This window comes from Micromonospora sp. ATLC16, from assembly GCF_057196645.1.
This window is the reverse complement of record NZ_JBXUOW010000033.1, coordinates 36,517-63,303: the sequence shown is the minus strand read 5'-3', so window position 1 is coordinate 63,303 and position 26,787 is coordinate 36,517. Positions and strand designations below refer to the sequence as shown.

At 71.8% G+C, this 26,787-nt stretch carries 25 protein-coding genes, 3 tRNA genes and 1 pseudogene; 12 read left to right on the top strand and 17 right to left on the bottom strand.

The features are described 5' to 3' along the window. The 5 genes and pseudogenes from AC2CHE_RS16025 to AC2CHE_RS16005 all read left to right on the top strand — a co-directional run. A pseudogene (locus AC2CHE_RS16025) lies at window positions 1-86 on the top strand (2-phospho-L-lactate guanylyltransferase); the annotation flags it as partial. Window positions 87-170: 84 nt separating this feature from the next. Then, the gene (locus tag AC2CHE_RS16020; protein ID WP_484505679.1) at window positions 171-368 is read left to right on the top strand and encodes a cold-shock protein; all 198 of its coding nucleotides are present in this window, start codon (window positions 171-173) and stop codon (window positions 366-368) included. 53 nt (window positions 369-421) lie between these two features. Beyond that, window positions 422-2,707: an RNA degradosome polyphosphate kinase gene (locus tag AC2CHE_RS16015; protein ID WP_484505678.1), complete on the top strand. Its 2,286-nt coding sequence runs from the start codon at window positions 422-424 to the stop codon at window positions 2,705-2,707. A 24-nt stretch (window positions 2,708-2,731) separates the two neighbouring features. Continuing rightward, window positions 2,732-4,264 carry a CYTH and CHAD domain-containing protein gene (locus AC2CHE_RS16010; RefSeq protein ID WP_484505677.1) on the top strand — a complete coding sequence of 511 codons (1,533 nt, stop codon included), beginning with the start codon at window positions 2,732-2,734 and terminating at the stop codon, window positions 4,262-4,264. After that, window positions 4,252-5,130, top strand: coding sequence for an NUDIX hydrolase (locus tag AC2CHE_RS16005; RefSeq protein WP_484505676.1), 879 nt, complete (start codon window positions 4,252-4,254; stop codon window positions 5,128-5,130). The genes AC2CHE_RS16010 and AC2CHE_RS16005 overlap by 13 nt, the downstream gene beginning before the upstream one ends. Before the next feature lie 112 nt (window positions 5,131-5,242). Here AC2CHE_RS16005 and AC2CHE_RS16000 read toward each other — a convergent pair whose 3' ends face one another. The 3 genes from AC2CHE_RS16000 to leuC all read right to left on the bottom strand — a co-directional run bounded on the left by AC2CHE_RS16000 (window position 5,243) and on the right by leuC (window position 8,086). Next, on the bottom strand, window positions 5,243-5,866 hold the full coding sequence (locus tag AC2CHE_RS16000; protein WP_484505675.1) for an HU family DNA-binding protein: 624 nt from the start codon (window positions 5,864-5,866) through the stop codon (window positions 5,243-5,245). A 173-nt stretch (window positions 5,867-6,039) separates the two neighbouring features. Beyond that, entirely contained in the window at window positions 6,040-6,627 is a 588-nt protein-coding gene (gene leuD / locus AC2CHE_RS15995; RefSeq protein ID WP_484505674.1) for a 3-isopropylmalate dehydratase small subunit, read from the bottom strand. 13 nt (window positions 6,628-6,640) lie between these two features. Beyond that, window positions 6,641-8,086: a 3-isopropylmalate dehydratase large subunit gene (gene leuC / locus AC2CHE_RS15990; RefSeq protein ID WP_484505673.1), complete on the bottom strand. Its 1,446-nt coding sequence runs from the start codon at window positions 8,084-8,086 to the stop codon at window positions 6,641-6,643. Window positions 8,087-8,135: 49 nt separating this feature from the next. Between leuC and AC2CHE_RS15985 the strand changes: the two genes are divergently transcribed. Next, window positions 8,136-8,822 carry an IclR family transcriptional regulator gene (locus tag AC2CHE_RS15985; RefSeq protein WP_092373513.1) on the top strand — a complete coding sequence of 229 codons (687 nt, stop codon included), beginning with the start codon at window positions 8,136-8,138 and terminating at the stop codon, window positions 8,820-8,822. Window positions 8,823-8,942: 120 nt separating this feature from the next. On the opposite strand, the gene AC2CHE_RS15980 is transcribed toward AC2CHE_RS15985, so the two are convergent. From AC2CHE_RS15980 to AC2CHE_RS15965, 4 genes are all read right to left on the bottom strand, one after another. Further along, window positions 8,943-9,018 (bottom strand) — tRNA-Glu (locus tag AC2CHE_RS15980). 228 nt (window positions 9,019-9,246) lie between these two features. Further along, a tRNA-Glu gene (locus tag AC2CHE_RS15975) sits at window positions 9,247-9,319 on the bottom strand. 138 nt (window positions 9,320-9,457) lie between these two features. Then, a tRNA-Gln gene (locus AC2CHE_RS15970) sits at window positions 9,458-9,529 on the bottom strand. Between the two features lie 96 nt (window positions 9,530-9,625). Beyond that, window positions 9,626-10,429: a fumarylacetoacetate hydrolase family protein gene (locus AC2CHE_RS15965; protein WP_484505672.1), complete on the bottom strand. Its 804-nt coding sequence runs from the start codon at window positions 10,427-10,429 to the stop codon at window positions 9,626-9,628. Window positions 10,430-10,562: 133 nt separating this feature from the next. Here AC2CHE_RS15965 and AC2CHE_RS15960 point away from each other — a divergent pair, with 133 nt between their 5' ends. Beyond that, window positions 10,563-11,867 carry a hypothetical protein gene (locus tag AC2CHE_RS15960; RefSeq protein WP_484505671.1) on the top strand — a complete coding sequence of 435 codons (1,305 nt, stop codon included), beginning with the start codon at window positions 10,563-10,565 and terminating at the stop codon, window positions 11,865-11,867. A gap of 36 nt (window positions 11,868-11,903) precedes the next feature. After that, window positions 11,904-12,866, top strand: a complete 963-nt coding sequence (locus AC2CHE_RS15955) for a 3-methyladenine DNA glycosylase (protein WP_484505670.1) — start codon at window positions 11,904-11,906, stop codon at window positions 12,864-12,866. Between the two features lie 26 nt (window positions 12,867-12,892). Here AC2CHE_RS15955 and arfB read toward each other — a convergent pair whose 3' ends face one another. The 7 genes from arfB to AC2CHE_RS15920 all read right to left on the bottom strand — a co-directional run bounded on the left by arfB (window position 12,893) and on the right by AC2CHE_RS15920 (window position 18,387). After that, the gene (arfB, locus tag AC2CHE_RS15950; RefSeq protein ID WP_484505669.1) at window positions 12,893-13,318 is read right to left on the bottom strand and encodes an alternative ribosome rescue aminoacyl-tRNA hydrolase ArfB; all 426 of its coding nucleotides are present in this window, start codon (window positions 13,316-13,318) and stop codon (window positions 12,893-12,895) included. A 68-nt stretch (window positions 13,319-13,386) separates the two neighbouring features. Continuing rightward, window positions 13,387-13,680 (bottom strand): hypothetical protein, encoded by a 294-nt coding sequence (locus AC2CHE_RS15945; protein WP_484505668.1) that lies wholly within the window; start codon window positions 13,678-13,680, stop codon window positions 13,387-13,389. 108 nt (window positions 13,681-13,788) lie between these two features. Continuing rightward, window positions 13,789-14,652, bottom strand: coding sequence for a S1C family serine protease (locus tag AC2CHE_RS15940; protein WP_484505667.1), 864 nt, complete (start codon window positions 14,650-14,652; stop codon window positions 13,789-13,791). 60 nt (window positions 14,653-14,712) lie between these two features. After that, complete coding sequence (locus AC2CHE_RS15935; RefSeq protein ID WP_484505666.1) at window positions 14,713-15,672, bottom strand: VWA domain-containing protein; 960 nt, start codon at window positions 15,670-15,672, stop codon at window positions 14,713-14,715. Continuing rightward, window positions 15,669-16,658, bottom strand: a complete 990-nt coding sequence (locus tag AC2CHE_RS15930; RefSeq protein ID WP_484505683.1) for a DUF58 domain-containing protein — start codon at window positions 16,656-16,658, stop codon at window positions 15,669-15,671. The genes AC2CHE_RS15935 and AC2CHE_RS15930 overlap by 4 nt, the downstream gene beginning before the upstream one ends. Window positions 16,659-16,684: 26 nt before the next feature. Continuing rightward, window positions 16,685-17,734 carry an AAA family ATPase gene (locus AC2CHE_RS15925; RefSeq protein ID WP_484505665.1) on the bottom strand — a complete coding sequence of 350 codons (1,050 nt, stop codon included), beginning with the start codon at window positions 17,732-17,734 and terminating at the stop codon, window positions 16,685-16,687. Between the two features lie 155 nt (window positions 17,735-17,889). After that, window positions 17,890-18,387 (bottom strand): hypothetical protein, encoded by a 498-nt coding sequence (locus tag AC2CHE_RS15920; RefSeq protein WP_484505664.1) that lies wholly within the window; start codon window positions 18,385-18,387, stop codon window positions 17,890-17,892. A 416-nt stretch (window positions 18,388-18,803) separates the two neighbouring features. On the opposite strand from AC2CHE_RS15920, the gene AC2CHE_RS15915 reads away from it, so the two are divergent. Next, complete coding sequence (locus AC2CHE_RS15915; protein WP_484505682.1) at window positions 18,804-19,793, top strand: endonuclease/exonuclease/phosphatase family protein; 990 nt, start codon at window positions 18,804-18,806, stop codon at window positions 19,791-19,793. Window positions 19,794-19,835: 42 nt separating this feature from the next. Here the strand turns inward: AC2CHE_RS15915 and cimA are convergent, their stop codons facing one another. Further along, the gene (gene cimA, locus AC2CHE_RS15910; RefSeq protein WP_484505663.1) at window positions 19,836-21,419 is read right to left on the bottom strand and encodes a citramalate synthase; all 1,584 of its coding nucleotides are present in this window, start codon (window positions 21,417-21,419) and stop codon (window positions 19,836-19,838) included. Window positions 21,420-21,729: 310 nt separating this feature from the next. Here cimA and AC2CHE_RS15905 point away from each other — a divergent pair, with 310 nt between their 5' ends. Together AC2CHE_RS15905 and AC2CHE_RS15900 are read left to right on the top strand one after the other, a co-directional pair. After that, window positions 21,730-22,200, top strand: coding sequence for a PRC-barrel domain-containing protein (locus tag AC2CHE_RS15905; RefSeq protein ID WP_484505662.1), 471 nt, complete (start codon window positions 21,730-21,732; stop codon window positions 22,198-22,200). Between the two features lie 60 nt (window positions 22,201-22,260). Beyond that, a complete protein-coding gene (locus tag AC2CHE_RS15900; protein ID WP_484505661.1) occupies window positions 22,261-23,001 on the top strand; it encodes a tyrosine-protein phosphatase in 741 nt (246 codons plus the stop codon). A 102-nt stretch (window positions 23,002-23,103) separates the two neighbouring features. Here the strand turns inward: AC2CHE_RS15900 and AC2CHE_RS15895 are convergent, their stop codons facing one another. Together AC2CHE_RS15895 and AC2CHE_RS15890 are read right to left on the bottom strand one after the other, a co-directional pair. Then, window positions 23,104-24,204, bottom strand: coding sequence for a branched-chain amino acid aminotransferase (locus AC2CHE_RS15895; RefSeq protein ID WP_484505660.1), 1,101 nt, complete (start codon window positions 24,202-24,204; stop codon window positions 23,104-23,106). 189 nt (window positions 24,205-24,393) lie between these two features. After that, window positions 24,394-25,425: a 3-isopropylmalate dehydrogenase gene (locus tag AC2CHE_RS15890; protein ID WP_484505659.1), complete on the bottom strand. Its 1,032-nt coding sequence runs from the start codon at window positions 25,423-25,425 to the stop codon at window positions 24,394-24,396. A 217-nt stretch (window positions 25,426-25,642) separates the two neighbouring features. Here AC2CHE_RS15890 and AC2CHE_RS15885 point away from each other — a divergent pair, with 217 nt between their 5' ends. Continuing rightward, complete coding sequence (locus tag AC2CHE_RS15885) at window positions 25,643-26,488, top strand: FAD:protein FMN transferase (protein WP_484505681.1); 846 nt, start codon at window positions 25,643-25,645, stop codon at window positions 26,486-26,488. The last annotated feature ends 299 nt before the right edge of the window (window positions 26,489-26,787 follow it).

Here is a 26,787-nt window from a genome sequence, read left to right as displayed (position 1 = left end):
GGCCGAGCCTGCGGCGCGACGTGGACACCGCCGACGACCTGGCCGTCGCGGCGCGGCTCGGGCTCGGCCCGCGCACCACGGCGCTCACTTCCGACTGTCGCACCGAATCCTTCTCGACCTGACGGCGCGGGCGTCCACCCGCCGCGCCAGGGGTTCGGTACGGTGCTGTCATGCAGGGCACGGTGGCGACCTTCGACGCGGCGACCCGCAGCGGGCTGCTGCTGCTGGACGACGGCACCGAGCTGCCCTTCCCGGCCCGGGCGTTCGACGCCTCCGGGCTGCGCCTGCTCCGCCTCGGCCAGCGGGTGCGCGTGGAGACCGACGCCGTCGGCGTCGTCGTACGCGTGACACTGCCGACGATGTCCTGACAACCCGCCGCAAGTTCATTTTGCGTTAACCGAGTTCGGGTGATTATGGGCGGGTGAGCACCCCTCGCGAACGCCCCGCCGCCACCGATCACACCACCAGCCGCAACGGAGGTCGCCCTCGGGGGACCGACGGGCGGTTCCGCAGCACCCGCCCGATCCCCGACGACGCCCCGGTCCACGACCCGGCGGCGGCCTCCGCCGGCCTGGAGGAGGTGCTGGACCCGGTCTCGGCACCGGGCCTGCCGCAGCCCGCCGACGACCCCGCGCCCGCCCATCCGCTGCCGGAGGACCGGTTCCTCAACCGGGAGCTGTCCTGGCTCGACTTCAACGCCCGGGTGCTCGCCCTGGCCGAGGACCAGAGCAACCCGCTGCTGGAACGGGCCAAGTTTCTGGCCATCTTCGCCAGCAACCTCGACGAGTTCTACATGGTGCGGGTGGCCGGGCTGAAACGCCGGCTCTCCGCCGGCCTACCCGTGCGGGGCGGCGACGGGCTACCCCTGCGTACCCAGCTGGCGCTGATCTCCGAGAAGGCCGCCGCACTGGTGGCCCGGCAGGCCGCCTGTTACGTCGACGACCTGGTGCCCAGGCTCGCCGCCGAGGACATCCGGGTGCTGCGCTGGTCCGACCTCGGCGATGCCGAGCGGGAACGGCTGCGCACCTACTTCCGGGAGAAGATCTTCCCGGTGCTCACCCCGCTGGCGGTCGACCCGGCCCACCCGTTCCCGTACATCTCGGGCCGATCGCTCAACCTGGCCGTCGCGGTACGCGATCCGGACGGCGGGCCGGAGCTGTTCGCCCGGGTGAAGGTGCCCAACAACGTGCCCCGGTTCGTCCGGGTCGACCGGGACCAGCCCGGGGTTCGCATGCTGCCGGTGGAAGATCTCATCTCGGTGCACCTCGGTCAGCTCTTCTCCGGCATGCAGGTCGTCGAGTGCCACCTGTTCCGGGTCACCCGCAACGCCGAGGTCGAGGTCGACGAGGACCGGGACGAGGACCTGCTCCAGGCGCTGGAGCGGGAGCTGGCCCGCCGCCGCTTCGGTCCACCGGTACGGCTGGAGGTGGCTGCGTCGATCTCCGACCACATGCTGGAACTGCTCGTCCGGGAACTGGACATGGACACCCAGGACGTGCTGCGGGTCCGGGGCCTGCTGGACCTCTCCGCGCTCTGGCAGCTGTACGGCGAGGCCGACCGGCCCGACCTGAAGGATCCGCCGTTCGTCCCGGCCACCCATCCCCGGCTCGCCGAGGGCGAGGTGCCGCGCAGCGTCTTCGCCACCCTGCGCGACGGCGACGTGCTGGTGCACCACCCGTACCACTCCTTCGCCACCAGCGTGCAACGCTTCATCGAGCAGGCCGCCGCCGACCCGAACGTGCTGGCCATCAAGCAGACGCTCTACCGCACCAGCGGTGACTCACCGATCGTGGACGCGCTTGTCGACGCCGCCGCCGCCGGCAAGCAGGTGGTGGTGCTCGTCGAGGTCAAGGCCCGCTTCGACGAGGTGGCGAACATCGGTTGGGCCCGCACCCTGGAACGGGCCGGCTGTCACGTGGTGTACGGCCTGGTCGGCCTCAAGACCCACTGCAAGACCGCCCTGGTGGTACGCCAGGAGGGCAACCAGATCCGCCGCTACTGCCACATCGGCACCGGCAACTACCATCCGAAGACCGCCCGGCTCTACGAGGACTTCGGCATGCTCACCGCCGACCCGGAGATCGGCGCCGACCTGACCGACCTGTTCAACGTGCTCACCGGGTACAGCCGGCAGACCGCGTACCGGCGGCTGCTGGTGGCGCCGCAGGGCATTCGCAGCGGCCTGATCGAACGGATCGAACGGGAGATCAACCATGTCCGGCTGGGCATGCCGGGGCTCGTCCAGTTCAAGGTGAACTCGCTTGTCGACGAGGAAATCACCGACGCGCTGTACCGGGCCTCCCAGGCCGGTGTGCACGTCGATCTGATCATCCGGGGGATGTGCATGCTGCGACCGGGGGTCCCCGGCCTGTCGGAGAACATCCGGGTGCACTCGATCCTCGGCCGTTTTCTGGAACACTCGCGGGTCTTCCGCTTCGGCAACAACGGCGACGCGGAGTTCTGGATCGGCTCGGCCGATCTGATGCACCGCAATCTGGACCGGCGGGTGGAGGCACTGGTCCAGGTCACCGACCCGGTGGCCCGGGCCGAACTGGACCATGTGCTCGGTGCCGCCATGAGCCCCGACGTGGACGCGTTCGAGCTGGCCGGCGACGGCACCTGGAGCCGCCGGGCGGGCCGACCGGAGGCGTCCCTGAGCCGACTTCAGCACCTGCTGCTGCGCAGAGTCGGCAGCACGGCCGGCTGATCGGATCGGGAATAGGCTGAGCAGATGGTCGAGGAGGAACGGAAGTTCACGGTGGAGGCCGGGTGGGTGCTACCCGACCTCTCCCCCGCCGTGCCGCCCTCGGGGAGCGTCCGGAGGCTGCCGCCGGCGACCCTCGTCGCCACCTATCACGACACGGTGGACCTGCGGCTGGCCCGGGCGGGTGTCTCGCTGCGCTACCGCGAGGGCGACCAGGTGCCGTGGACGGTGAAGTTGCCGACCGGCAGCCCCGGTCTCCGCCACGAGATCTCCCGCCCCGGCGCCGCCGACGCGATGCCGGCGGAACTGGTCGAGCTGGTCACGGTGTTCCACCGGGGCGCCGCGCTGACCCCGGCGGCGGTGGTGCGTACCGTCCGGCACGCCCAGGAGATCGTCGACGAGGCCGGCCGCGTGCTGGCCGAGGTGGTCGACGACCAGGTCACCGTGCTCGACGCCGAGGGTGCCACCACCGGCGCCTTCCGCGAGGTGGAGGTGGAACGCAAGGCCGGTGACGTGGCACTGCTCGACCGGCTCAGCGAGCTGCTGAGTGCCGCCGGCGCCCAGGGTGGCGACTTCACCCCCAAGCACGTACGCGCGCTCGGCCGGGCGGCCACCACCGAACCGGACCTGGTGGCTCCGGACGAGCTGCCGGCCGATCCGAGCGCCGCGGTGGTGGTCACCGAGGCGGTACGCCGCGCGGTGGCTCGGCTGCTGGCGCACGACCCGCTGGCCCGGCTGCGTGCACCGGTCGGCGACGACGACACCGCCGTGCATCAGATGCGAGTGGCCTGCCGGCGGTTGCGCAGCGACCTGAAGACCTTCGGCCCGCTGGTCCGCCCCGCGTGGGCCCGGCCGCTGCGCACCGAGTTGAAGTGGCTGGCGGATGCCCTGGGGCCGGCCCGGGACGCGGAGGTGCTGCGGGAGCGGCTGCGTCGCACCGCCGCCGTCGACCCGGTCAGCCCGGTGGATCCGGCGGCGGTCGACCGGCTGGATGCCGTACTCGCCGACTGGCAGGAGGAGGCGCTGAACGGGGTCGACGAGGCACTGCGCTCATCCCGGTACCTCGCCCTGGTCGACGCGCTGGTGCTGGCGGCCAGGTCGCCGCGACTCACGCCCGGGTCGGACGCACCTGCCCGGCGGATGCTGCCTCGAATCGTGGCACGCCCGTGGCGACGACTGGCCGGCACGACGAAGAAGCCGGGCGGCGTCGCGATGTTGCATCCGGCCGGACCCGACGAGCAGTGGCACACCGTACGCAAGCAGGGCAAGCAGGCCCGTTCGGCGGTGACCGCGGTCGCGCCGGTGCTCGGCGGGGACGCCGCGAAGCTGGCCCGGGCGCTGGCGAAGATGCAGAAACTGCTCGGTGAGCACCAGGACGCGGCGGTGGCCGCCGAGACCTGGCGGGCGGTGGCCGAGGCGCGGCCCGACGACCATCAGTTGGCGGTGACCGCGGGCCGGCTGCTGGAACGTGAGCGGGCGGCGGTGCGTCGGGCGCGCGCGGATTTCCCGTACGCCTGGCGGCGAGCCAGCCGGCGGCGGCGCACCCGGTGGCTGACGTGACCGGGATCCGGGCGGCCGGGGGCGTGGTGTGGCGGCCGGCCGACGCCGACGACGTCGAGGTGTGCCTGGTGCACCGGCCCCGGTACGGGGACTGGACGCTGCCGAAGGGCAAGTTGGAGCCGGGCGAGCATCCGCTGCTCGCCGCCGCCCGGGAGGTCGCCGAGGAGGCCGACGCGCAGGCCGCGCCGCAGCAGCGGCTGCCTTCGGTGCGGTACCGCAGCGAGGGCCGGCCCAAGGTGGTCGACTACTGGTCGATGCGGGCGGTGGGCACCGGCGGCTTCCAGCCGGACACCGAGGTCGACGAGGTCCGTTGGCTGCCTGTCGACGACGCGATGACCATGGTCAGCTACCCGCACGACGCGGAGGTGCTGGCCGCGTTCGCGGCGCTGCCGCCGGTCACCGCGGCCCTGGTGCTGGTGCGACACGGGCACGCCGGTAAGCGGCTGACCTGGCCCGGCCCGGACACCGGTCGCCCGCTGGACGCCCGTGGCTGGTCCGAGGCGCAGGCGTTGGCACCGCTGATCGGGCTGATCCGCCCGACCCGCCTGCTGTCCGCGTCGCCACGCCGGTGCGTGCAGACCCTCGATCCGGCCGCCGCGTTGTTGGACCTACCGATCGAGGTCTGCGGCGATCTGGACGAGCCGAGCGCCGGTCAGCAGCCCGACGAGTGTGTGCTGGCCGCCGCCGCACGCCTGGCGGCGCTGGCCGCCGCCGGGGAACCGGCGGCGGTGTGCAGTCAGGGCAAGGTGATTCCGGGTGCCCTGGAGCGATTGGCGGGGCGGCGTGGTGACTGGGCCACCGGTAAGGGCGGCGGTTGGCTGCTCGCCTTCGCCGGTGACCACCTCGTCGCCGCCGACCGCCTCTGACCGGGTGCCGCAGCAGCACCGGCGGCACGGCCCGCCACCAGCGCCACCGCCAGCAGGCGGAGTTGACGAGGGCGCCCACCGTGCCGGCGGGCGCCCTCGTCGTACGACCGGCTCAGCGCCGGGTCGCAGCCTTCCTGGCCGGTGCCTTCTTCGCCGGCGCCTTCTTGGCCGTCGCGGTCTTCCGAGCCGCCGTCGCCTTGGTCGCCGCGGCGGTCTTCTTCGCCGGGGCGGCCTTCTTGGTGGCCGCCTTCTTCGCCGGGGCGGCCTTCGCGGTCGTCTTGGTCGCGGTGGTCTTCTTGGCCGCCGCGGTCTTGCTCGCCGTGGTCTTCTTCGCTGCGGTGCTCTTCGCCGCAGTCGTCTTCTTCGCCCCGGTCGTCTTCTTCGCCCCGGTCGCCTTGGCACCGGCGGTCTTGGCGGTGGCTCCGGCGGTCTTCTTCGCCGCAGCCGTGGCCTTCGGCACCTTGCCGCTGGCCACCATCTCCTTAAACCCGGCGCCGGGGCGGAACGTCGGCACCGAGGTCTTCTTGACCTTCACCGCCTCCCCCGTACGCGGGTTGCGGGCTGTTCGCGCGCCCCGGACACGCTTCTCGAACGCTCCGAAACCGGTGATCGCCACCTTCTCGCCCTTGGTGACCGCCGCCTGGACCTCAGCGAGGACCGCGTCGAGCGCGGCCGTCGCCATTTTCCGGTCCCCCAGGCGAACCGCGAGCGCCTCGATGAGCTCGGCCTTGTTCACGACTTCCTCCTGATTGTGCAACTGACTCGACGCGAGCCATTCTGCGCGCACGGTATGCCCTGTGCTGCCGGGACACAAACATTCGGCGGAAAAAACCCGTTGTGTCGTAACGGATTCGCCCCCGCCGGTGGCACCGGCGGGGGCGGAATCGGCTACGGATCGGGGCCTTCGGGCTACGCGACCCGGGGGAGGAAGGCCGGCCGGCCGGCCTCGAAGACGCTGATCCGGTCCTCGTGGCGGAGGGTGAGTCCAATGTCGTCCAAGCCCTCCATCAGCCGCCACCGGCTGAAGTCGTCGAGCGGGAACGACCAGGTGCCGGTGCCGGCCCGCACCTCGCGCGCGGTCAGGTCGACGGCCACCGGGATGGTCGGATCCTCCTCGACCATGCCCCAGATCTCTTCGACGGCTCTCAATTCCAGCTCCACCGGAAGCAACCCTTCCTTGAGGGCGTTCCCGCGGAAGATGTCACCGAAGCGCGGCGAGATCACCACTCGGAAGCCGAAGTCACGCAACGCCCACACGGCGTGCTCCCGCGATGAACCGGTGCCGAACTCGGGGCCGGCCACCAGAATCGACGCTCCCGAATAAGCCTGATCGTTGAGCACGAATGCCGGATCCTCACGCCACGCGCTGAACAGCCCGTCGGCGAATCCGGTCCGGGTCACCCGCTTGAGGTACACGGCGGGGATGATCTGATCAGTGTCCACGTCGGACCGACGCAGCGGCAGGGCGGTGCCGGTGTGCAGGGTGAACTTGTCCATGTCGCAGCCCTTCTTACAGGTCGGCGGGAGCGGCCAGCCGGCCGACAACGGCGGTGGCGGCGGCCACCGGCGGGCTCACCAGGTGGGTACGCCCACCCCGGCCCTGGCGGCCCTCGAAGTTCCGGTTGGAGGTCGAGGCGGCGCGCTGCCCCGGCGAGAGCGTGTCCGGGTTCATGCCCAGGCACATGGAGCAGCCGGCGAAGCGCCATTCGGCGCCGGCGTCGGTGAAGACCTTGTCCAGCCCCTCCGCCTCGGCGGCCTCCCGCACCGCGGCCGAGCCCGGCACCACCAGCATGCGTAACCCGTCGGCCACCCGGTGGCCGCGCAGCACGTCGGCGGCGGCCCGGAGATCCTCCAGGCGCCCGTTGGTGCACGAACCGACGAAGACCACGTCGACGGAGAGGTCGCGCAGCGCGGTGCCGGGGCGCAGGTCCATGTACGCCAGTGCGCGACGGGCGGCGGCCCGCTCCGGCTCGGTGACGAACTCCTCCGGATCCGGCACGGCCGCGCCCAGCGGCGCGCCCTGCCCGGGGTTGGTGCCCCAGGTGACGAACGGCGTGATCTCGGCGGCGTCCAGCGTCACCTCGGAGTCGAAGGTCGCACCCTCGTCGGTTGGCAGCGTCCGCCAGTACTCCAGCGCCGCGTCCCAGTCGGCGCCGCCGGGCGCGTTGGGGCGCCCCTTCAGGTACGCGAAGGTAATCTCGTCCGGCGCGATCATGCCGGCCTTGGCACCCCACTCGATGGACATGTTGGCGATCGTCATCCGTCCTTCCATGGACAGCGCCCGGATCGCCTCGCCCCGGTACTCCACGATGTGCCCACGCCCGCCGCCGGTGCCGACCTTGGCGATCAGGGCGAGCACCAGGTCCTTGGCGGTGACGCCGGGGCCGAGCTGCCCGTCGACGGTGACCGCCATCGTCTTCGGTCGGGCCTGCGGCAGCGTCTGGGTCGCCAGCACGTGCTCGACCTCGCTGGTGCCGATGCCGAATGCCAGGGCCCCGAACGCGCCGTGCGTGGCCGTGTGCGAGTCGCCGCAGACGATCGTCATGCCGGGCTGGGTGAGGCCGAGCTGTGGACCGATGACGTGCACGATGCCCTGGTTGGCGTCGCCGAGCGGGTGCAGCCGCACACCGAACTCGGCGCAGTTGCGCCGCAGCGTCTCAATCTGCGTACGGGAGGTGGGGTCGGCGATGGTGAGCAGGTCGCCGCGGCGCTGCTGGAACGAGGGATCGGCGTACCCGGTCGGGGTGTTGTGATCCTCGGTGGCCAGCGTGAGGTCGGTACGCCGCACCCGCCGGCCGGCCATGCGCAGCCCGTCGAACGCCTGCGGGCTGGTCACCTCGTGTAGCAGGTGCAGGTCGATGAAGAGCAGATCGGGCTCACCATCGGCGGACCGGACGACGTGCGCGTCCCAGACCTTCTCGGCCAGGGTCCTCGGCTCAGGAGTGACTCCCACCATCTGGACATCCTAAATTCTGGGAGGTAAATTTCGGCTTGTGGGACACAGTATGAGCGGTGTCGGTGTTCTCGACAAGGCGGTGGTCATCCTGGCCGCCTGTGTCGACGGCGCCAGCCTGGCCGAACTCGTTGAACGCACCAAGCTGCCCCGGGCCACCGCGCACCGGTTGGCCCAGGCGCTGGAGATCCACCGGATGCTGGTCCGGGACACCCAGGGTCGCTGGCGTCCCGGTCCACGCCTGGGTGAGCTGGCCAACGCGGCGCCGGATGTGCTGCTGACGGCGGCCGAGCCGCTGCTGGCCGCCCTGCGGGACGCCACCGGTGAGAGCGCCCAGCTCTATCTGCGCCGGGCGGACGAACGGATCTGCGTGGCCGCCGCGGAACGCGCCAGCGGGCTGCGCGACACCGTGCCGGTCGGCTCGGTGCTGCCGATGATCGCCGGATCGGCGGCGCAGATCCTGCTCGCCTGGGAGCCGCCCGAGGCGGTGATGCCGCTGCTGCCCCGGTCGAAGTTCACCGGCCGCACCCTCGCCGAGGTACGCCGCCGAGGCTGGGCACAGAGCGTCGCTGAACGCGAGGCAGGTGTGGCGAGCGTCTCGGCCCCGATCCGGGACCGGACCGGCCGGGTGATCGCCGCGATCAGCATCTCCGGCCCCATCGAGCGCCTCGGCCGCCGTCCCGGCGAACGCCACGCCATGGCCGTCGTCCGAGCCGGCCAACGCCTCTCCGGCCTCTGACCCCACCCAACCCGACCGGTCGACCCGACTTGTTGATCAAGAAGTTTTGGTCGCCGCCCCGCGGCGACCAGGGCGCGAACTTCTTGGTCGACTCCCCCGGAGGGGATAGGGATTTGGGTTTGGTAGCCCCGACCGGATTCGAACCGGCGCTACCGCCTTGAGAGGGCGGCGTCCTGGGCCGCTAGACGACGGGGCCAGGTGATTTCCTGATTCACCGCCCCGGGCGGGCGGTGCGGCAGTAGTCTAGCGGCGCCGTCGCGGCCGGCCCGACAGGGGGTGGCGCGACAGGGGGTGGCGCGACGGCAGACCAGGTAGTACGTCGGCGGACCAGGCAGGACGTCAGCGGGTGGATCACGGTGGTCAGGCTGCCCCGGTGCAGCGAAACGGCCCGCTCCGCAGCAGCGGAACGAGCCGTGAACACCTGTAGCCCCGACCGGATTCGAACCGGCGCTACCGCCTTGAGAGGGCGGCGTCCTGGGCCGCTAGACGACGGGGCCAGAACACATCGCGGCACCACCTTTTCAGGCGGTGCCGCCGAACTCTACCAGATCTCGCTACCGGAGCCCCTCGCGGTGCATCGGTGCCGAACTCCACCAGAATCCAGCGGCCTCGATTCGTGACGAATCTCGGCTGCGCTGGGGTACCAGGACTCGAACCTAGACTAACTGAACCAGAATCAGTCGGGCTGCCAATTACCCCATACCCCATTGGCCCCTTACGGCGCCGGGAACAAACTCTACCCTCCCGGCACCGACAGGCCAAATCGACTTCCCCAAAGTGCCCTTGAACTGCCAAAACGGCGATCAGGCCGCCGACACGACCGGGTTCGTCAGCTCACCGATCCCCTCGATCCGGACGCTCACCGTATCCCCGTCGGAGAGCGGGCTAACCCCAGCCGGCGTACCGGTCAACACGACGTCACCGGGCAGCAGTGTCATCACGTGTGAGACGTACGACACCAGAGCCGGCGCGTCGAAGACCATGTCGCCGGTGCGGCCCAGTTGACGTACCTCCATCTCCTCCGGGTCGCGACCGACCTCGCAGCGGATCTCCAGGTCGGTGACGTCCAGCCCGGTGGTGATCCACGGCCCGATCGGGCAGAACGAGTCGAACCCCTTGGCCCGGGTCCACTGGCTGTCGGAACGCTGGAGATCCCGGGCCGTGACGTCGTTGGCGCAGGTGTAGCCGAAGATGGCCCGTTCCGCCGCGGCCCGGTCCGCCCGGCGGGCGCCCGGCGCGCCGATCACCACCGCCAGCTCGGCCTCGTGCTCGACCTGCTTGCTGAACTCCGGTAGCCGGATCGCGTCCCGGGGACCGATGACCGAGGTCGAGGGCTTCAGGAACAACAGCGGCTCCTTCGGCACCTCCGCGCCGTGTTCGGCGGCGTGCTCGGCGTAGTTACGGCCGACGCAGACCACCTTGCTGGGCAGGATCGGCGAGAGCAGCCGGACGTCGGACAACGCCCAGCGGACCCCGCTGAACGTGATCTGGCCGAACGGGTGGCCGGAGATCTCGGCGATGGTGAGCCCCTGTGGCCCCGCCTCCGGCTCTCCCTCGACGACCCCGAACGACATTCCCTTGGCATGAGCGAAACGAGCGATACGCACCAGGCCAATGTAGTGGGGCCGGCAGACGATCGCCGCAGCTTACCCACGCCGCACACCGCCGAGGCCGGATTCGCCGTTTCGTACCCGCACGACGCGCGCCCGCACCTAGCGTCGGCTGCGGAGGTTCGTTCGTATGCCTGCATCGAGACGACACCACAGGACCCTCGCCGCGATCGTGCACTGCATCGGTCTGCTGACCGCGCTGCCGGTGCTGCCGACCGCCGCCGCCCCGGACGCTCCGGCGAAAACCGCCTCGCCCGCCGCACCGGCCGGGCGGCTCCAGCCGGCAGCGGCCGCAGCCGATCCCAGCATGCCGGCGGCGCCACCGGCGGTACCGACGCCGACCCGGGTCGTTTCGTCGGCCGCCAGGCCGAAGGTGAGCGTACGGGTCGCGCCGGAGCAGAGCGCCACTCCCGGCTACCGGATCGAGGTCCGTAACGCCGGCGGCACCCCGGTGGAGACGACCGTCCGTCAGGAACTGCCACCGGGCGTCTCGGCCACCACCGTCAGCGACGGGGGTCGGGTGGTACGTCCCGGCGGGTCGGCGGCCACCGAGGTGACCTGGCGGCTGAAGCTGCCGCCGGAGAGCACCACCACGCTGGGCACCACGCTCACCACGACCGCCTCCCGACAGCCGGTGACCGCGCCGACCTGTGCCTTCGCCAGGGACGGCGGGCAGCCGTACGACTGCGCGAGCGCCACCTGGACGGCGCCGGGGACGGCGACGTCGCAGGAGGCCACGGGCTGGCGTCGACAGACACCCGCGCTGCTGGTCGCCGGGGCCGCGCTGCTGGTGCTGGGCGTGGTGGGTCTGCTCACCTGGCGACGCCGCCGACGGCCGGTGGCCGCGGCACTGGCCTCGGACGGGCCGGGCACCATCTATCCACGCCCGTCCGCTCCCCGACCGCCGGCCCGACGCCGCAAGCCACCGGTCTGGATCGTGGTGCCGGTCGCCGCGACGGTGCTGGCCAGCACCGTCGGCGCCGCCGCGTGGTCCGCCACCCGCCGGGTCACCGCGATCGACACGGACAGTCAGCCGACCAGCGGTGCCTGGAGGGGCACCGGGGTCAGCGGGAGTTTGGGTAAGCCGCTGCGCGAGGACGCGTTCGAGTTCACCGTCTACCGGATGGCCTGCGAGCCGGGCCGGGGCGCGCGGCAGTGTCAGGCGACCGTCGGGGTCCGCAACCTCACCCCGGAGCACCAGAGCTGGCACGGGAAGCTGCAACGGGTCTATCTGGCCAACGGCAACTGGGTCACCACCGACGAGCCGGCCACCCGCCGGGCGAACCAGGGACGCGACGTATTCGCCGACCCGCTGGCCGCCGGCAGCCGGGTGGTGCTGCCGCTGGTCTTCACGATCAACGGGCGGGAGGCGCCGCAGCGGCTGGAGCTGCGCAGCGGCGTTTTCTCCGCCGGTGTCCGGGTAGACGTGCCCTGACCCGGCGGCCGGGACGGCGGTCGTACCCTTGGTGCCGTGACCGCCGGCCCCGTCCCCGCCCCACCCGCCGTCGTCGGTGCGGTCGGCGGGCCCGCCCGCGCGCCTGTGACCAGCCTTCCCGCCGCCGCCTGGCAACCCCGGCTCGCCGGTCACGAACTGCGCGCCGACGCGCTGACCGCCGGCCACCGGGCCCGGCGGGCCACCGGGCAACGCCACGCCATCGACGATTTCTTGTACGACTACTACGGCACCCGGCCGTCGGTGCTACGACGTTGGCACCCGGGCTTGGGTGTTCGGCTGGAGGCCGGCCCGGACGGTCCGGCACCGCACCACCGGTGGCGCTGGTACGCGACGGACGCGGCCGGCACGGTACGCCTCGACGTGGACGCGTTCCTCGCCGGCCGGGGCGAATCGGTGCGGTTCATCCACCGGCTCCTGACCGCGATCGTGTCCCGCCCGGCCTTCACCGGCTGCTTCGGGCTGCACGAGTGGGCAATGGTGTACCGCCAGCGTGAGCACCGCCACCCACTCCCTCTTCGCCTCGGCCAGCGGGGCACCGACGCGGTGGTCGAGGCGCACCAGATCCGGTGCACGCACTTCGACGCGTACCGCTTCTTCACCCCCGACGCGGTCGAGCGCAACCACCTCCGGCCGACCCGGGCCGGTCAGGTCGACCTCGACCAGCCGGGCTGTCTGCACGCCTCGATGGACTGCCACAAGTGGGCCACGAAGCTGGGCCCGGCCGTCCCCGGTGAGCTGGCGCTCGACTGCTTCGAGCTGGCCGGCGACATTCGGCTGCTCGACATGCAGGCGTCGCCGTACGACTTCTCCTCGTACGGTCAACCGCCGGTGGCCATCGAGACGCCGGAGGGCAAGGCCGAGTACGTGGCACGGCAACGGGAGTTCGCGCGACGGGCCGGTCGGTTGCGGACCCGGCTGATCGAGGTCTGCTCGGCGCTGCTGGAACAGGCCGAACCGGCGGCGCGACCCGAGGCGTGATCCGGGGCGACGTCGGGCACGACCGACTATTCGCCGTCCACTCTGCGGTCGCGCTTGCGCTGCCCGCGACGCTTCTTCTCGGCCAGCCGCCGTTCCTTGGCCGCCCGCGACGGGCGGGTCGGACGGCGTGGTGGCGGTGGCGGGGCGACCGCCTCGCGCAACAGGGACACCAGGCGCTCCCGGGCCGCTTCCCGGTTGGCCAGCTGGGCCCGGTGCTCACTGGCGGCGATCGTCAGCACACCGTCGACCAGCCGTCCGGCGAGCCGGTCCAGGGCCCGGGTGCGCAGCGACTCGGGGATGCTCGGCGAGCCGGCCAGGTCGAAGCTCAGCTCGACCCGGGAGTCGGCGGTGTTGACGCCCTGCCCGCCCGGTCCGGAGGACCGGGAGAACCGCTCGCGCAGCTCACCGGCGGGAACCACCCACCGGCCGGTCACCCGCAGTCCCTCGTCCACGCCCTGAGGCTAGCGCGGGGTGAGAAACGGGTTCGCACCAACGCCGCGAGCACACCTCCGATGCGGTGTCAGCGGGTGGGTCGCTCGTCCGCGCTGCTGCTCGGCGTCGGCACCGGTGCCGGATCGTCGCTGCCACCGACGGCGGCGTACGCGACCGCTCCGACCAGGAGCAGGGCGATGACGCCGACCTTAGTGGTGACGACTTTGATCAGCGTCCAGGCGGCGCGACGCGCTCCGGGCACTGTCTTCTTCGCCGCCTGGTAGTCGTTCCAGCCCCGCCGGGCGCGTGCGTACGACGACCCGACGCCACTTCCGATGATCAGCCCCACCAGCAGGAGGGCCGCGATGATAGGACGCTCCACCCACGCCAGTATTCATACCGAGCGTAATATTTCCATTCTCCGATCATCGTACGCCGGAATCCGACAGTTACCCCGATCTCCCCGTAATCGGACAGTAGCTCTGGGTGATCAGCCTCCCTTTCCGATGATCGTGTCCGCGGTCTGCTGCACCTGCTCGATCGGGATGGCGAACCCGATACCGATGGAACCGTTGCTGTCGATGGTCGCGATCGCGGTGTTCACCCCGACCACCTCGCCCCGGGCGTTGACCAGGGGCCCACCCGAGTTGCCGGGGTTGATCGAGGCGTCGGTCTGCACCGCCCGGTGCCGGTTGTCGCCGAGCCGCACCTGGCGGTCCAGCGCGCTGACGATGCCGGCGGTGACCGTGCCGGGCAGTCCCAGTGGCGACCCGACCGCCAACACCGGTTCGCCGACCCGGGTCGAACCCGGCTTGGCCAGCGGCAGCGACGCGAGGCCGGCCGACGCCGGCACCCTGAGCACCGCGAGATCACTGCCCGGCTCGCGGCCCACCACCTCCGCCGCGAACCGCCGGCCGTCCGGCAGTTCGACGGTCACCGGTCCGCCCCGGCCCTTGGCGATGATGTGGTCGTTGGTGATGATGTGCTGCTCGGCGTCGACCGCGAAGCCCGAGCCACTTGCCGAGCCACTCGCATTTCCGCCCACCAACACCGACACCACGCCAGGCACGGTCTTCTCGGCGGCGGTCACCAACTCGGCCGGGACCGGGGCTGCGGACGCGGCGGCCGGTCCCGCAACACCGTCACGACCGGCCACCCAGCCACCGGCCAGCGCCCCCGACCCGGCGGAGATCGACACCATCGCCAGCCCGGCCAGCAGTCGGCGGCGCCAGCCGCCGAGCAACCGCTCCCGTGCCTGCGACGCCGCGTCGGACCCGCCCCGCCCGTCCGGGTCGAGATCGGGCGAGACGAACCAGGGCCCACGTGGCTCGCCCAGTCCGGTCTGCACTGCCATAGCTACGCTCCTCACGTGTGCCGCCGGCTGCGGCCACTGTCGCGGATCGGGCGGTCGGATTCAGGGCAGGCGGGAGAACCAGCGCATCGAGCCGACCGCCGCGCCCATCGCGAAGACCAACCCGAGCCCGATGAACCGGGCCGAGATGTCCTGGCGCACCTCGCGCCAACCCACCGAGCTGCCGATGTCGTCGTAGACGGCCCGCAGTTCGGCGCTCGTACCGGCCTCGTGGAAACCGCCCCCGGTCTGCTCGGCCACCGCCCGCAGCGTCTCCCCGTCCACCGGCACCTGGATCGGCCGCCCGCCCCGGTCGACGAAGCCGCCCGGGGTACCGAACGAGATGCTGTGCACCGGTACGTCGAGGGCCACCGCCTCGGCGGCGGCCTCCACCGGATCCATGCCCGAGGTGTTCGCCCCGTCGGAGAGCAGGATGATCCGGGCCGGTGGCGGCTCGGTCGCGGCCCGGTCGTCCAACGCCTTCACGGCGCCCAGCGAGGTGCTGATCGCCTCGCCGATCGCGGTGCCCTGCACACCCGTCGTCCCCTCGGCCAGGCGGTCGATCCCGCCGTGCAGCGCTTCCCGGTCGGTGCCCGGTGGCACCAGCACCGCCGCGCTGCCGGCGAACGCGACAAGTCCCACGTTGAACTCCCGGGGCAGGCCGTCGGCGAACCGCCGGGCGGCGCTCTTGGCCGCGCTGAGCCGGTCCGGCTCGACGTCACCGGCGAGCATCGAGGTGGAGACGTCCACCGCCACCATCACGGTGGCGCGTTCCCGGGGCACCCGGACCTCGGCGGTGGGACGGGCGAAACCGACCACGAGCAGGGCCAGCATCGCCAGGAAAAGGCCCGCCGGCAGGTGCCGGCGCCAGGTCGGACGCCGGGGTGCGACCCGGTCGAGCAACCGCAGATTGGTGAAGCGCACCGCGTACCTGCTGCGTCGCCCCTGCGCCACCAGATACGCCGCCGCCAGTGCGAGGACGCCGAGCAGCAGCCAGAGCCGGACGGGTGACTGCCAGATCACGCCGCACCTCCCCGATGCGTCGGTGCCCGTGCGGACGCCAGCCGACGCTGCGCGTGCACGTGCCGAACGATGTCGACGGTCCAGTCCCGGTCGGTACGCAGCGCCAGGTGCGTCGCACCGGCCCGGCGCAGGGCGTGCCGGACCTGGTCACGTTGGGCGGCAGCGGCCGCCGCGTAGCGTTCACGCAGGTGGCGATCGCCGGTCCACACCTCGCGGCGCTCGCCGGTCTCCGGGTCGACCAGGGTGATCAGACCGACGTCCGGCAGCTCCAACTCGCGGGGGTCGGTGACCTCGACCGCGAGCACCTGGTGGCGCACCGTGAGCCGACGTAGCGGACGCTCCCACCCGGCCGGCAGCCGGGCATCGTCGGGCAGGCCGTCGAGGAAATCGGAAACCACCACCACCAGACCACGCCGGTGGGCGACCCGCAGCACCTCGGCGAGCCCGTCAGCCAGCCCGACGGCGGGCGCGGCCACGGGCGCGCCGTCCGGGTGGTCGCCGACCCGAGGCGCGGCCAGCAACGCGCGCAGCAGCCCGAACACGTGGGTACGCCCGCCGCGGGCGGGCACCCGACGCAGCCCGTACGGCGTCAGCACCTGCGCACCGAGCCGGTTACCCGGTCCGGCGGTGAGGAAGCCGATGGTGGCGACCGCGGCCACCGCCAGTTCGCGCTTGTCCAACTCGGCGGTGCCGTACTCCATGCTGGGGCTGGCGTCGACCAATAGCCAGGTGGTCAGCTCCCGGTCGGCGTCCACCTCCCGCACGTGCGGCACCGCGGTGCGGGCCGTCACCGCCCAGTCCATCCGGCGAACCTCGTCCTCGCCCGGCCGGTACTCGCGGCTGCCCGCCGGCTCGCTGCCCGGGCCGGGCAGCAGACCATGCCGCTCGCCGTGCAGCAGTCCGTCGAGGCGCCGGGTCACCGTGAGTTCCAGCCGCCGCAACCGCTGGCCCGGCGTGAGATCGGTGAGCATCGGGTCCGCCGCCACGGGCGGCGGGGGGTTCCGGCGGCCCATCAGGCGACTGCCAGGTCGGTCGCGTACTCCGGCCTGCCGGTGGCCGCCCGGGGCGGCGGAACCGCCTCGACCAGCCGATGGACGACCCAGTCGGCGCTGACCCCGTCGGCGACCGCGTCAAAGGAGAGGACCAGCCGGTGAGACAGTACGTCCACGGCGAGTTCCCGCACGTCGTCGGGCAGGACGTAGCCCCGCCCGCGGAGCAGTGCCTGGGCGCGGGCGGCCGCGACCAGCCCCAGGGTGGCGCGTGGACTGGCACCGTAGGCGAGCAGCCCGGCCATCTCCGGCAACCCGAACCGGCCCGGATCACGGGTGGCGAGGATGAGCCGGACCACGTACTCGGCGATGGCGTGATGGACGAACACCCCCCTGGCCTGACGCTGGAACTCGCGCAGCCGGTCCGGGCCGAGCACCCGGTGCGCCCGGGGACGGTCGGCGCTCATCCGGTAGAGGATGGCCAACTCGTCGGCGACGTCCGGGTAGCCGACGACGATCTTCATGAGAAAGCGGTCCCGCTGCGCCTCCGGCAGCTGGTAGACCCCTTCCGATTCGATGGGATTCTGGGTGGCCAGCACCAGAAACGGCTCCGGTACCGGGTGACTCCGACCGCCGATCGACACCTGACGCTCGGCCATCGCCTCCAGCAACGCCGACTGCACCTTCGCCGGCGCGCGGTTGATCTCGTCCGCCAGCACCAGGTTCGCCATCACCGGGCCCAGCTCGACGTCGAAGGTCTCCTTCGAGGCGCGGTAGATCCGGGTGCCGACGATGTCGGAGGGCACGAGGTCGGGGGTGAACTGGATGCGGGAGAAGCTGCCACCGACCACCGTCGCGAGGGTCTGCGCGGCGAGGGTCTTGGCCACCCCCGGTACGCCCTCCAACAAGGCGTGCCCGTCGGCGAGCAACGCGACCAGAAGGCGCTCGACGAGCCGATCCTGCCCGACGATCACGCGTTTGACCTCGAAGAGCGTCTGGTCCAACTGCGCCGCGGTCTCGTCCGGATCGGCCGGGCTGGGCAGGCCGGCCATGGTGTCCGAGATGTCCGTCACGGTGCTTGCTTCCCGAGGCGACCGGCGGACAAACGTCGGAATTTCCGGCCCTCCGCCACCCAGACCACGTGATCGACGTCGTTACCGGACACCGGCAGGGCGGGCCTGTGTCACCGGCCTGCGTCGTGTGACGCAGGCCGGTGACAGTGGACGGATCAGCGGTGCACGAGGAGGTAGAACGGCAGGTCGGCGGGGACACCTGCGGAGTCGCGGGTCTGGATGAAGACCGCGTTCGGGGTGAGCAGCCGCCGCGCGACCGAGACCTCACCGGCGGGTGGGATGCAGCACGAGTCCGGCCGCCCGATCGTCGCCACGTAGATGCCGTTGGTGACGTTGCTGCCGAACTGCACCTCGTACTGTCCGACGCCGTACTTGATGACGACGCCGGCGCCGCGGGCCTTGATGCCGTTGGCGTTGACCGCCGTGCCGTAGAAGCCGCTGACGGCCTGGGTGCCCATCCCGTCGCCCTTGGCGAGGGTGGCCTTCGCGCTGTTCAGCGAGGCCGTGGTGACGGCCGGCTGCTGGGCGGTGCGGGCAGTGGGTTGCGCAAGCTGAGCGGTCGGCTTCGCCACGGCGATGCCACCGCCGGCCAGGGCGATCGCCAGGGCCGCGATCGCCACCACAGCCGTCTTACGTCGGAATAATCTGGTCATGACGGGTCTCCCTTTTCCAGGCGTGGAGATACGGCCGACCCGTGGCACACGGGACGGTTGTTGCTTTTTCGAGTCGGGCGACAATGAGCGCTTACCGCCTACATGCCCCGTCCAGGAGCGCACCCCGAAGACGTGTCCCGCTCGCCGACTGATGCGTCCCGAGCTGGGAATTCGCGCCAGAACGCAGCCTCCTGAGCAGCTGAAACGTAGCACCGAGAAATGCCGGTGGTCAATAGTGTGAATACTCTCGGCGAGTTGTCGGATCAACGCCAGCAATCGCAAGAAGTGAAGGCGTGAACAATTCGCGAAATCGATTCTGAAGGCCGCTGGCGGATATTTTCGGCCGCGCTCGGGCCGGTGACTCGACGCCGGGGCACACACATCGGGCGAAGTTCAGTAACCTGCGTGCCGTGAAGATCACCATCGGTCACCGGGCCTGGCGGCCGTCGGGTGTCAGCCTGCTCTGCGGGCTGGCCGTCGTGCCGGGTGCCGGGTGGGCGCTGGCGCGGTCGTTCGGTCTGGACCGGGGACCGCTGGTGCAGGCGTTGGCGTTCACGCCGTACGTGACGCTCGGGAGCCTGGCCCCGCTGGTGCTCGCGCTCGCCCTGCGCCGCCGTACCCCGGCGATCGTCGCGGCGCTGACCACCCTGGCCCTGGTCGCGCTGGTGGCGCCCCGCGCCCTGCCCGCGCCACAGCCGAACGCCGCCGGGCCGACCGTGCGGGTGCTCACCGCCAATCTGCTCGCCGGTGCCGCCGATCCGGCGGCGGTGCTGGAGCTGGTGCGCGCCCGGCAGGTCGACCTGCTGCTCGTGCAGGAGTTCACCCCGGCGGTCGAGGCCGAGCTGGACCGGCTCGGCCTCGACCGGTTGCTGGCGTACCGTCAGCTCAACCCGGTCGTCGGCACCCCCGGCTCCGGGCTCTACGCCCGTCACCCGCTCAGCGACGGCGGCATCCGCCAGCTGCGCGGCGCCTGGGGCTTCACACAGGCGTACGCGACCGTCGCGGTGCCCGGCGCACCCCCGGTACGCGTCGAGTCGGCGCACCCTGCGGCCCCGTACGCGATCGATCAGGTGGACGCCTGGCACGCCGACCTGGCCGCCCAGCCGACGGCCGCCCCCGACGGACCGTTGAGCATCCTCGCCGGGGACTTCAACGCCACGCTCGACCACGGTCCGTTGCGCACCCTGATCGACACCGGCTATGTCGATGCCGCCGCATCGGTCGGCGCCGGTCTCACCGGCACCTGGGGGCCGTACGACGGCGACCTCATCCCGCCCGTGGTGATCGACCACGTGCTGGTGGACCGTCGCATCGCCGTGCGAGACGTGACGGTCCACCCGTTGCCCGGCAGCGACCACCGCATGCTCCTCGCCGAGCTGCGGCTACCCACCGCCGAGGGCCGGTAGGGCGCGGGCTCCGCCCCGGCGCGGGCCACCCCCGAGCGCGGGCTACACCCGGGCGCGGTCCAGCCCGTAGGTCAGCGCGTCGACCGTGGCGTGCCAGCTCGCCTCGACCACGTTGGGATGCACGCCGACGGTGGTCCAACCGCCGCCCCGCCCGTCGGCCGTCTCTACCAGCACCCGGGTCACCGCGCCGGTGCCGTGACTGCCCTCCAGGATCCGCACCTTGTAGTCGGCCAACTCGAAGCCCCGCAACTCCGGGTAGTGCCGGCCGAGGCCGACGCGGAGGGCCTCGTCCAACGCGTTCACCGGTCCGTTGCCCTCGGCCGTGGCGATCACCCGTTCCCCGCGCACCCTGATCTTGACGGTCGCCTCGGAGACGACCGCGCCGTCCTCGCGGTGCTCGACCAGCACCCGGTACGACTCCAGCGCGAACGGCCGCACCGGCGCGGCGTCCGGCAGCTCGGAGCGGACCAGCAGCTCGAACGAGGCGTCGGCGGCCTCGAAGGACCACCCGCCGGCCTCCAACTCCTTGACCCGGTTGGTGACCCGGGACAGGGTCTCCGGATGGCCGGCCAGATCCAACCCCAGCTCGCGGCTCTTCAGCTCGATGCTTGCCCGGCCGGCCATCTCGGTGACCAGGATCCGCATGTCGTTGCCGACCACCTCGGGCTCCACGTGGTTGTAGAGCAGCGGATCCACCTTGATCGCGCTCGCGTGCAGACCCGCCTTGTGAGCGAAGGCCGCAGCCCCGGCGTACGCCTGGTGGGTGTCGGGGGCGATGTTGGCGATCTCGGCGATGGCGTGGGAGACCCGCACCATCTGCTCCAGGCAGCCCTCCGGTAGGACCGGCAGCCCGAGCTTGAGTTGGAGGTTCGCGACGACCGCGAAGATGTCGGCGTTGCCGGGCCGCTCGCCGTACCCGTTGGCGGTGCCCTGCACGTGCCGGACCCCGGCCTCGACGGCGGCGATGGTGTTGGCCACCGCGCAGGCGGTGTCGTTCTGGGCGTGCATGCCGAGCAGCTCCGGCGCGACGCCGATCCGATCGGTGAGGTCGACGATGGCGGCGGTCACCTGGGACGGCAGCATCCCACCATTGGTGTCGCAGAGCACGAACCGCTCGGCGCCCGCCGCGAACGCGGTCTCCACCACCGACGCGGTGTACGCCGGGTCGTGGCGGTAGCCGTCGAAGCTGTGTTCGCCGTCGACGAAGACCCGCCGTCCCTCGGCGACCAGGTGGGCCACCGTGTCGTGGATCATCGCCAGGTTCTCCTTGGCGGTGGTGCGCAACGCCCGCTCGACGTGCCGCAGGTCGGCCTTGGCGACCAGGGCGATCGCCGGGGTCTGTGCGTCGAGCAGACCCCGCACCTGCGGGTCGTCGGCGGCCACCGCACCGGCCCGGCGGGTGGCGCCGAACGCGACGAGCACCGCGTGCCTGAGTTCGAGTTCGGTGCGCGCCCGGCGGAAGAACTCGGTGTCCTTCGGCACCGCGCCCGGCCATCCGCCCTCGATGAACCCGACACCGAACTCGTCGAGCAGCCGGGCCACCGCGAGCTTGTCGACCACCGAGTAGCTGAGCCCCTCGCGCTGGGCGCCGTCGCGCAGCGTGGTGTCGTACACCTGAAACGTCATGGTGATCCCTTCGTCAGTCACCGGCCGGCGCAACAAAAAGACCCCCCGCGGCTGCGGGAGGTCTGCGCGCTCGGCGAGGGAAAGGCCGGCGCGCTAGTTGCCAATAATGCGGGCGGTGCTGGTCACGACCGGTACTCTGCCACCTCCGGGTCGCCTTTGGGAGGCACAATCCACATCCCGGGACAGCCGTCAACTCCTGGTTCGGATGACTCTCCTGGTGTAGACCGCCGGGACGGGGGTAGGAGTTTTCGGGACAACGAAACATCTTCCTCCGCGACGGCTCAACCACGGGCCGAGACAGGAGCATCCCATGGACAGGCACGACCCGAACACCCCGAACACCCCCGACGCCACGCCCAACCCGGAGCTGCGCGCCGTCGACCAGAGCGTCGTCGCGGGCGGCGCCCCAGCCGGCGCCTTCGACCCCTGGAGCTACCGGGACGAGGCCGGAGTGGCCGACACGAACCTGGTCGGCTACAAGGTGGAGGCCAGCGACGGCTCGATCGGCAAGATCGACAGTGACAGCACCGAGGTCAACGGCAGCTACCTGGTGGTGGACACCGGGCCGTGGATCTTCGGCAAGAAGGTCATGCTCCCGGCCGGGACGGTGAACCACGTCGACCACGAGGAGCAGAAGGTCTTCGTCGACCGCACCAAGGACCAGATCAAGGCCGCGCCGGAGTACGACGAGACGGCCACCGACCCGGCCTACCGGGACAAGCTCGGCGGCTACTACAACGACACGTACACGGCCACGCCGCCCGGTGGCCCCCTGCGGTAAGGGCACCCGACAACGTGACGGCCGGTGGGACGCTGTTCCACCGGCCGTTACCGTGTCCGGATGGACGCCACTGAGCAGACTCGCAGAATCCCCTTCACCAGGATGTTCAACTTCCGGGACGTGGGCGGCTACCGCGGCCTGGACGGACGGACCGTCCGCACCGGACGGCTCTACCGCTCCGACTCGCTGCACGGGATGGATGAGGCCGACCGGGAGGCGTTCGCCGCACTCGGCGTGCGTACCGTGGTCGACCTGCGCCGACCGCAGGAGGTTGAGCGATACGGCCGGGTGCCCGACTTCGACGGCCTCGCCTACCGGCACATCCACCCGGAGCACGCGCACTGGGAGGAGCAGCCGTACCGGCCCGACACCGATCTCGCCCGCTACCTGGCCGACCGGTACGCCGACCTGGCCCGCACCGGCACCGCCGGGCTCGCCGAGGCGATCGGCCTCATCGCCGACAGCGCGAACGCACCGGTGGTGGTGCACTGCGTCGCGGGCAAGGATCGCACCGGCATCGTCTGCGGCCTGACTCTCGCGGTGCTCGGCGTCGAGGACACCGAGATCGCGGCGGACTACGCGCTGAGCACCGAGGCGTCGCAGCGCTTCGCCGCCTGGGTGGCCACAGCGCATCCCGAGGTGCCCGAGCTGCCCATGCCGTACCTGTCCTCACCGGCCGAGACGATGTCGCTCTTCCTGGCCGAGATCCGGGAGGGGCACGGCTCGGTCGACGACTACCTGCGGCACGCCGGTGTCACCGACGCGCAGCTCGCCGCCCTGCGTGACCACCTGCTGGCCTAGGCCGAGTTGCCCGAAACCGTGCCCGCGCGAGCTTCACCGGCGCGGCATGGGCAGGGGCCCCGGGCCACGCTCGACGTGACGACGGGACCCTCGACGAACCGCTCAGGACACGCGGTGGACCCAGTTGTGCGGGTCCTCCGCCTTGCCCCGCTGAAGATCCACGAGCTGTTGGCGCAGCGCCATGGTGACGGTGCCCGGCTCCCCGCCGGCCACGGCGAACTCCCCGTCCGGGAAGCGCACCTGCCCGATCGGGGTGATCACCGCCGCGGTGCCACAGGCGAATACCTCGCGCAGTCGGCCGCTTGCGGCGTCCGCCCGCCAGTCGTCGAAGGTCACCGGCCGCTCCTCGACCCGGTGCCCGGCCGCCACCGCCAGGGTGAGCAGAGACTCGCGGGTGATACCGGGCAGGATCGTGCCGGTCAGCGGCGGAGTGGCGATCGACCCGTCCTCGTAGACGAAGAAGACGTTCATGCCGCCCAGTTCGTCGACGAACCGGCGCTCCACGGCGTCGAGAAAGACCACCTGGTCGCAGCCGTGTTCGAAGGCCTCGGCCTGAGCGGCCAGCGAGGCTGCGTAGTTGCCGCCGCACTTGGCCGCGCCGGTGCCGCCGGGCGCCGCCCGGGTGTAGTCGGGCGAGACCCAGACCGTCACCGGCTTGACCCCGCCGGAGAAGTACGCCCCGACGGGCGAGGCGATCACCGAGTAGAGGTACTCGTTGGCCGGGCGGACGCCGAGGAACACCTCGCTGGCGAACATGAAGGGCCGCAGGTAGAGGCTGCCGCCGTCCGCGCCGTCGGGAATCCACTCCCGGTCGATCTCGATCAGCCGGTGCAGCGAGTCCACGAAGGTCTGCTCCGGCAGCGCCGGCATGGCCATCCGGGCGGCGGAGGTGTTGAACCGGGCCGCGTTGGCGTACGGGCGGAACATCGTCACTCCACCGTCGGCCGCCCGGTACGCCTTCATGCCCTCGAAGATCTCCTGCGCGTAGTGCAGCACCGCACTCGCGGGATCCATCGGGATCGGCGCCCGCGCCTCGACCCGCGCGTCGTACCAGCCCTTGCCGTCGGCGTAGCGGATGGTGACCATGTGGTCGGTGAACACCCGGCCGAACCCGGGGTTTGCCAGCAGCGCAGCCCGGTCGGTGGCGGATACCGGTGCGGTATTCGGACGGATCTCGAAGTCGATCTTGTCACCACCGCTCATCGCGCTGACCTCCCTGGGGACGACGGCATGCGCCGACCGCACGCCGGAAAACATGGTTGTGCCAGAACCTACCCGAACGGTCGTTCAGCGGATAGGTCCACCGGTGCACAGGGGGCACCTCATCGGCGTCCGCCGCCCCTGCCCGGCCGATCCGGCGGAGCATCGACGGCCGGTGGGACGTCGACCGGTTCAGCCGCCGGCTTGCGCCGCGATCCGGTCGCCCACCTCGGCGGTGCGTACCGTCCCCTCGGGACGCCGGGCGGCCAACTCCGCGCTGACCGCGGCGGTGATCCGGGCGGCGGCGTCGCCGTGCCCGAGCTGGTCGAGCAGCAGCGCCGCCGAGAGCACGGCGGCGACCGGGTCGGCGACGCCGCGGCCGGCGATGTCCGGCGCGGAGCCGTGCACCGGCTCGAACATCGACGGGTACGCCCCGTCGGGATTGATCGAGCCGCTGGCGGCCAAGCCGATGCCACCGGTGACGGCGGCGGCGATGTCGGTCAGGATGTCGCCGAAGAGGTTGTCGGTGACCACCACGTCGTACCGCTGCGGCTGGGTGACCAGGAACATCGCCGCCGCATCGACGTGCTGGTACTCGGTGGCGATGTCCGGGTGCTCGGCGGCGATCGTCTCGAAGGTGCGCGACCACAGCGAGCCGGCATGGGTGAGCACGTTCGTCTTGTGCACCAGGGTCACCTTGCGCCGCTCGCGCCGGGCCGCCCGAGCGAAGGCGTCCCGGATCACCCGCTCCACACCGTGCCGGGTGTTCAGGCTCTCCTCGGTGGCGATCTCGGCCGGAGTGCCCCGGTGCAGCGAGCCGCCGGCACCGGCGTACAGGCCCTCGGTGCCCTCCCGGACGACCACCAGGTCGACCTCACCCGGCTTGACCGCCGCGAGCGGGCTGGTCACCCCCGGCCAGAGTCGCGACGGACGCAGGTTGACGTACTGGTCGAAGGCGAAGCGCAGCTTGAGCAGCAGACCGCGCTCCAGGACGCCGGGCGGCACGGTCGGATCGCCCACCGCGCCGAGCAGGATCGCGTCGTGCCCGGCCAACTCGTCGAGCACCGAATCGGGCAGGACCTCGCCGGTGCGGTGGTAACGTGCCGCTCCGAGGTCGTACTCGGTCACCTCGACACCGGGCAGCACCGCGTCGACGACCTTGCGCGCCTCCGCGACCACCTCGGGGCCGATCCCGTCCCCGGCCACCACCGCGATGCGTGCCACGTCCGTCAGCTCCTTCGTTCGAATGGCTCGACGGTACGCCGCCGTCCCGCCCCCCGGTACGAGTGTTCCATATGTCGGGAATTCGGTGACGCACAGCAGCTTCCCAGGCGGCATTCATGGCTCGGTCATCTCCGCTGCCTAGCGTGAGCGTGACGGGCTGTGGGGCCCGGGCGGGCGCCACGACGGAGCGGTGTCCGCCGAGGAGGGGACGGACGCGATGTGGACCGACGAGCAACCACGAACCCGCTGGGTGGACCCGACGGTCTTCCGCTTCCGCCGGCCCGACCTGCGACTGGGCACCCGGGAGCAACGACCGGACCGGGCCGATCCGGTGGCCGGGAACCGGATCGCCGTCCGGCACACCGTGCACACCTCGACGGCGACGTACACCCTGCTGCTGAACGCCCCCGAGTGGCTGGGCCGGCGCGGCACCGGCGCGGCGCTGCGCGACGCGGTGGCCGAGCTGCGGGCGATCGACCTGACGTACGGCCCGAACCGCCCGGACAGCCTGGTGTCCCGGCTGCGCCGGGGAGAGATCAGCCCCGAGTCGTACCCGCCATTGACCGACCTGGTGGACCGCTGCGCCGCGATGCGCGCGGCCACGGACGGTTGGTTCGACGCCTGGGCGGTGCCCGGCGGCTTCGACCCGGGCGGCCTGCTCGGCGGGTGGGCGGTCGAGCGGGCCGCAGCCCGGTTGCGCCAGGCCGGCATCCACGACTACGCCGTGGTCACCGGTGCCGACCTGGTGGTACGCGGCCAGGCCGCGCACGGTGGCCCGTGGCGGATCGCGGTGCACCACCCCATCGACCGAGGCCGGGCACCGCTGCTGCTGGAGATGACGGCCGGCGCGCTCGGCACCTCCGGCGTGACCGGACGACAGGGCCACGTGGTGGACCCGCACACCGGCGAGCCGGCGGGGCAGTTGGTCGCCGCCACCGTGATCGGCCCCGACCTCGCGGTCGCCGACGCCTACGCCACCGCCCTGTACGCCGCCGGACCGACCGGGCTGGCCTGGTTCCGTCCGGAGTCGGACTACCGGGTGCTCTTCGCCGCACCGCGCTGACCCGCACAGTTTCGGGTGCGCGGCGGAGGTCGGCCGGCCATCCGTGGCAGGAGCAGCGATCGGCCGCCACGGTCGCGGCAACGACCGTGGCGGCCGCTCGCCGACGAGTGCGCGTGGCTCGCACAATCGAGGGGTGCGGGCCGCTCGGCCGGGCGTCGACCTCGCCACCCGAAGACGGGCCGGCGCACGTGCTCGGCAGGTGACCGCATCCGTACGTTATCGAATTGACGCGTTTCGCAGCAAGGGTTCCACAGGGGAGCATATGCGCAAACCTGGTACTCCGGTATTCGCCTGCGGCG

Bases quoted from the DNA above. Each gene is read 5' to 3' on its own strand.
- AC2CHE_RS16020 (WP_484505679.1), top strand. From the start codon at position 171: ATGCAGGGCACGGTGGCGACCTTCGACGCGGCGACCCGCAGCGGGCTG.
- AC2CHE_RS16010 (WP_484505677.1), top strand. From the start codon at position 2,732: ATGGTCGAGGAGGAACGGAAGTTCACGGTGGAGGCCGGGTGGGTGCTA.
- leuD (WP_484505674.1), bottom strand. From the start codon at position 6,627: ATGGACAAGTTCACCCTGCACACCGGCACCGCCCTGCCGCTGCGTCGG.
- leuC (WP_484505673.1), bottom strand. From the start codon at position 8,086: ATGGTGGGAGTCACTCCTGAGCCGAGGACCCTGGCCGAGAAGGTCTGG.
- AC2CHE_RS15985 (WP_092373513.1), top strand. From the start codon at position 8,136: ATGAGCGGTGTCGGTGTTCTCGACAAGGCGGTGGTCATCCTGGCCGCC.
- AC2CHE_RS15960 (WP_484505671.1), top strand. From the start codon at position 10,563: ATGCCTGCATCGAGACGACACCACAGGACCCTCGCCGCGATCGTGCAC.
- AC2CHE_RS15940 (WP_484505667.1), bottom strand. From the start codon at position 14,652: ATGGCAGTGCAGACCGGACTGGGCGAGCCACGTGGGCCCTGGTTCGTC.
- AC2CHE_RS15920 (WP_484505664.1), bottom strand. From the start codon at position 18,387: ATGACCAGATTATTCCGACGTAAGACGGCTGTGGTGGCGATCGCGGCC.
- cimA (WP_484505663.1), bottom strand. From the start codon at position 21,419: ATGACGTTTCAGGTGTACGACACCACGCTGCGCGACGGCGCCCAGCGC.
- AC2CHE_RS15905 (WP_484505662.1), top strand. From the start codon at position 21,730: ATGGACAGGCACGACCCGAACACCCCGAACACCCCCGACGCCACGCCC.
- AC2CHE_RS15900 (WP_484505661.1), top strand. From the start codon at position 22,261: ATGGACGCCACTGAGCAGACTCGCAGAATCCCCTTCACCAGGATGTTC.
- AC2CHE_RS15895 (WP_484505660.1), bottom strand. From the start codon at position 24,204: ATGAGCGGTGGTGACAAGATCGACTTCGAGATCCGTCCGAATACCGCA.
- AC2CHE_RS15885 (WP_484505681.1), top strand. From the start codon at position 25,643: ATGTGGACCGACGAGCAACCACGAACCCGCTGGGTGGACCCGACGGTC.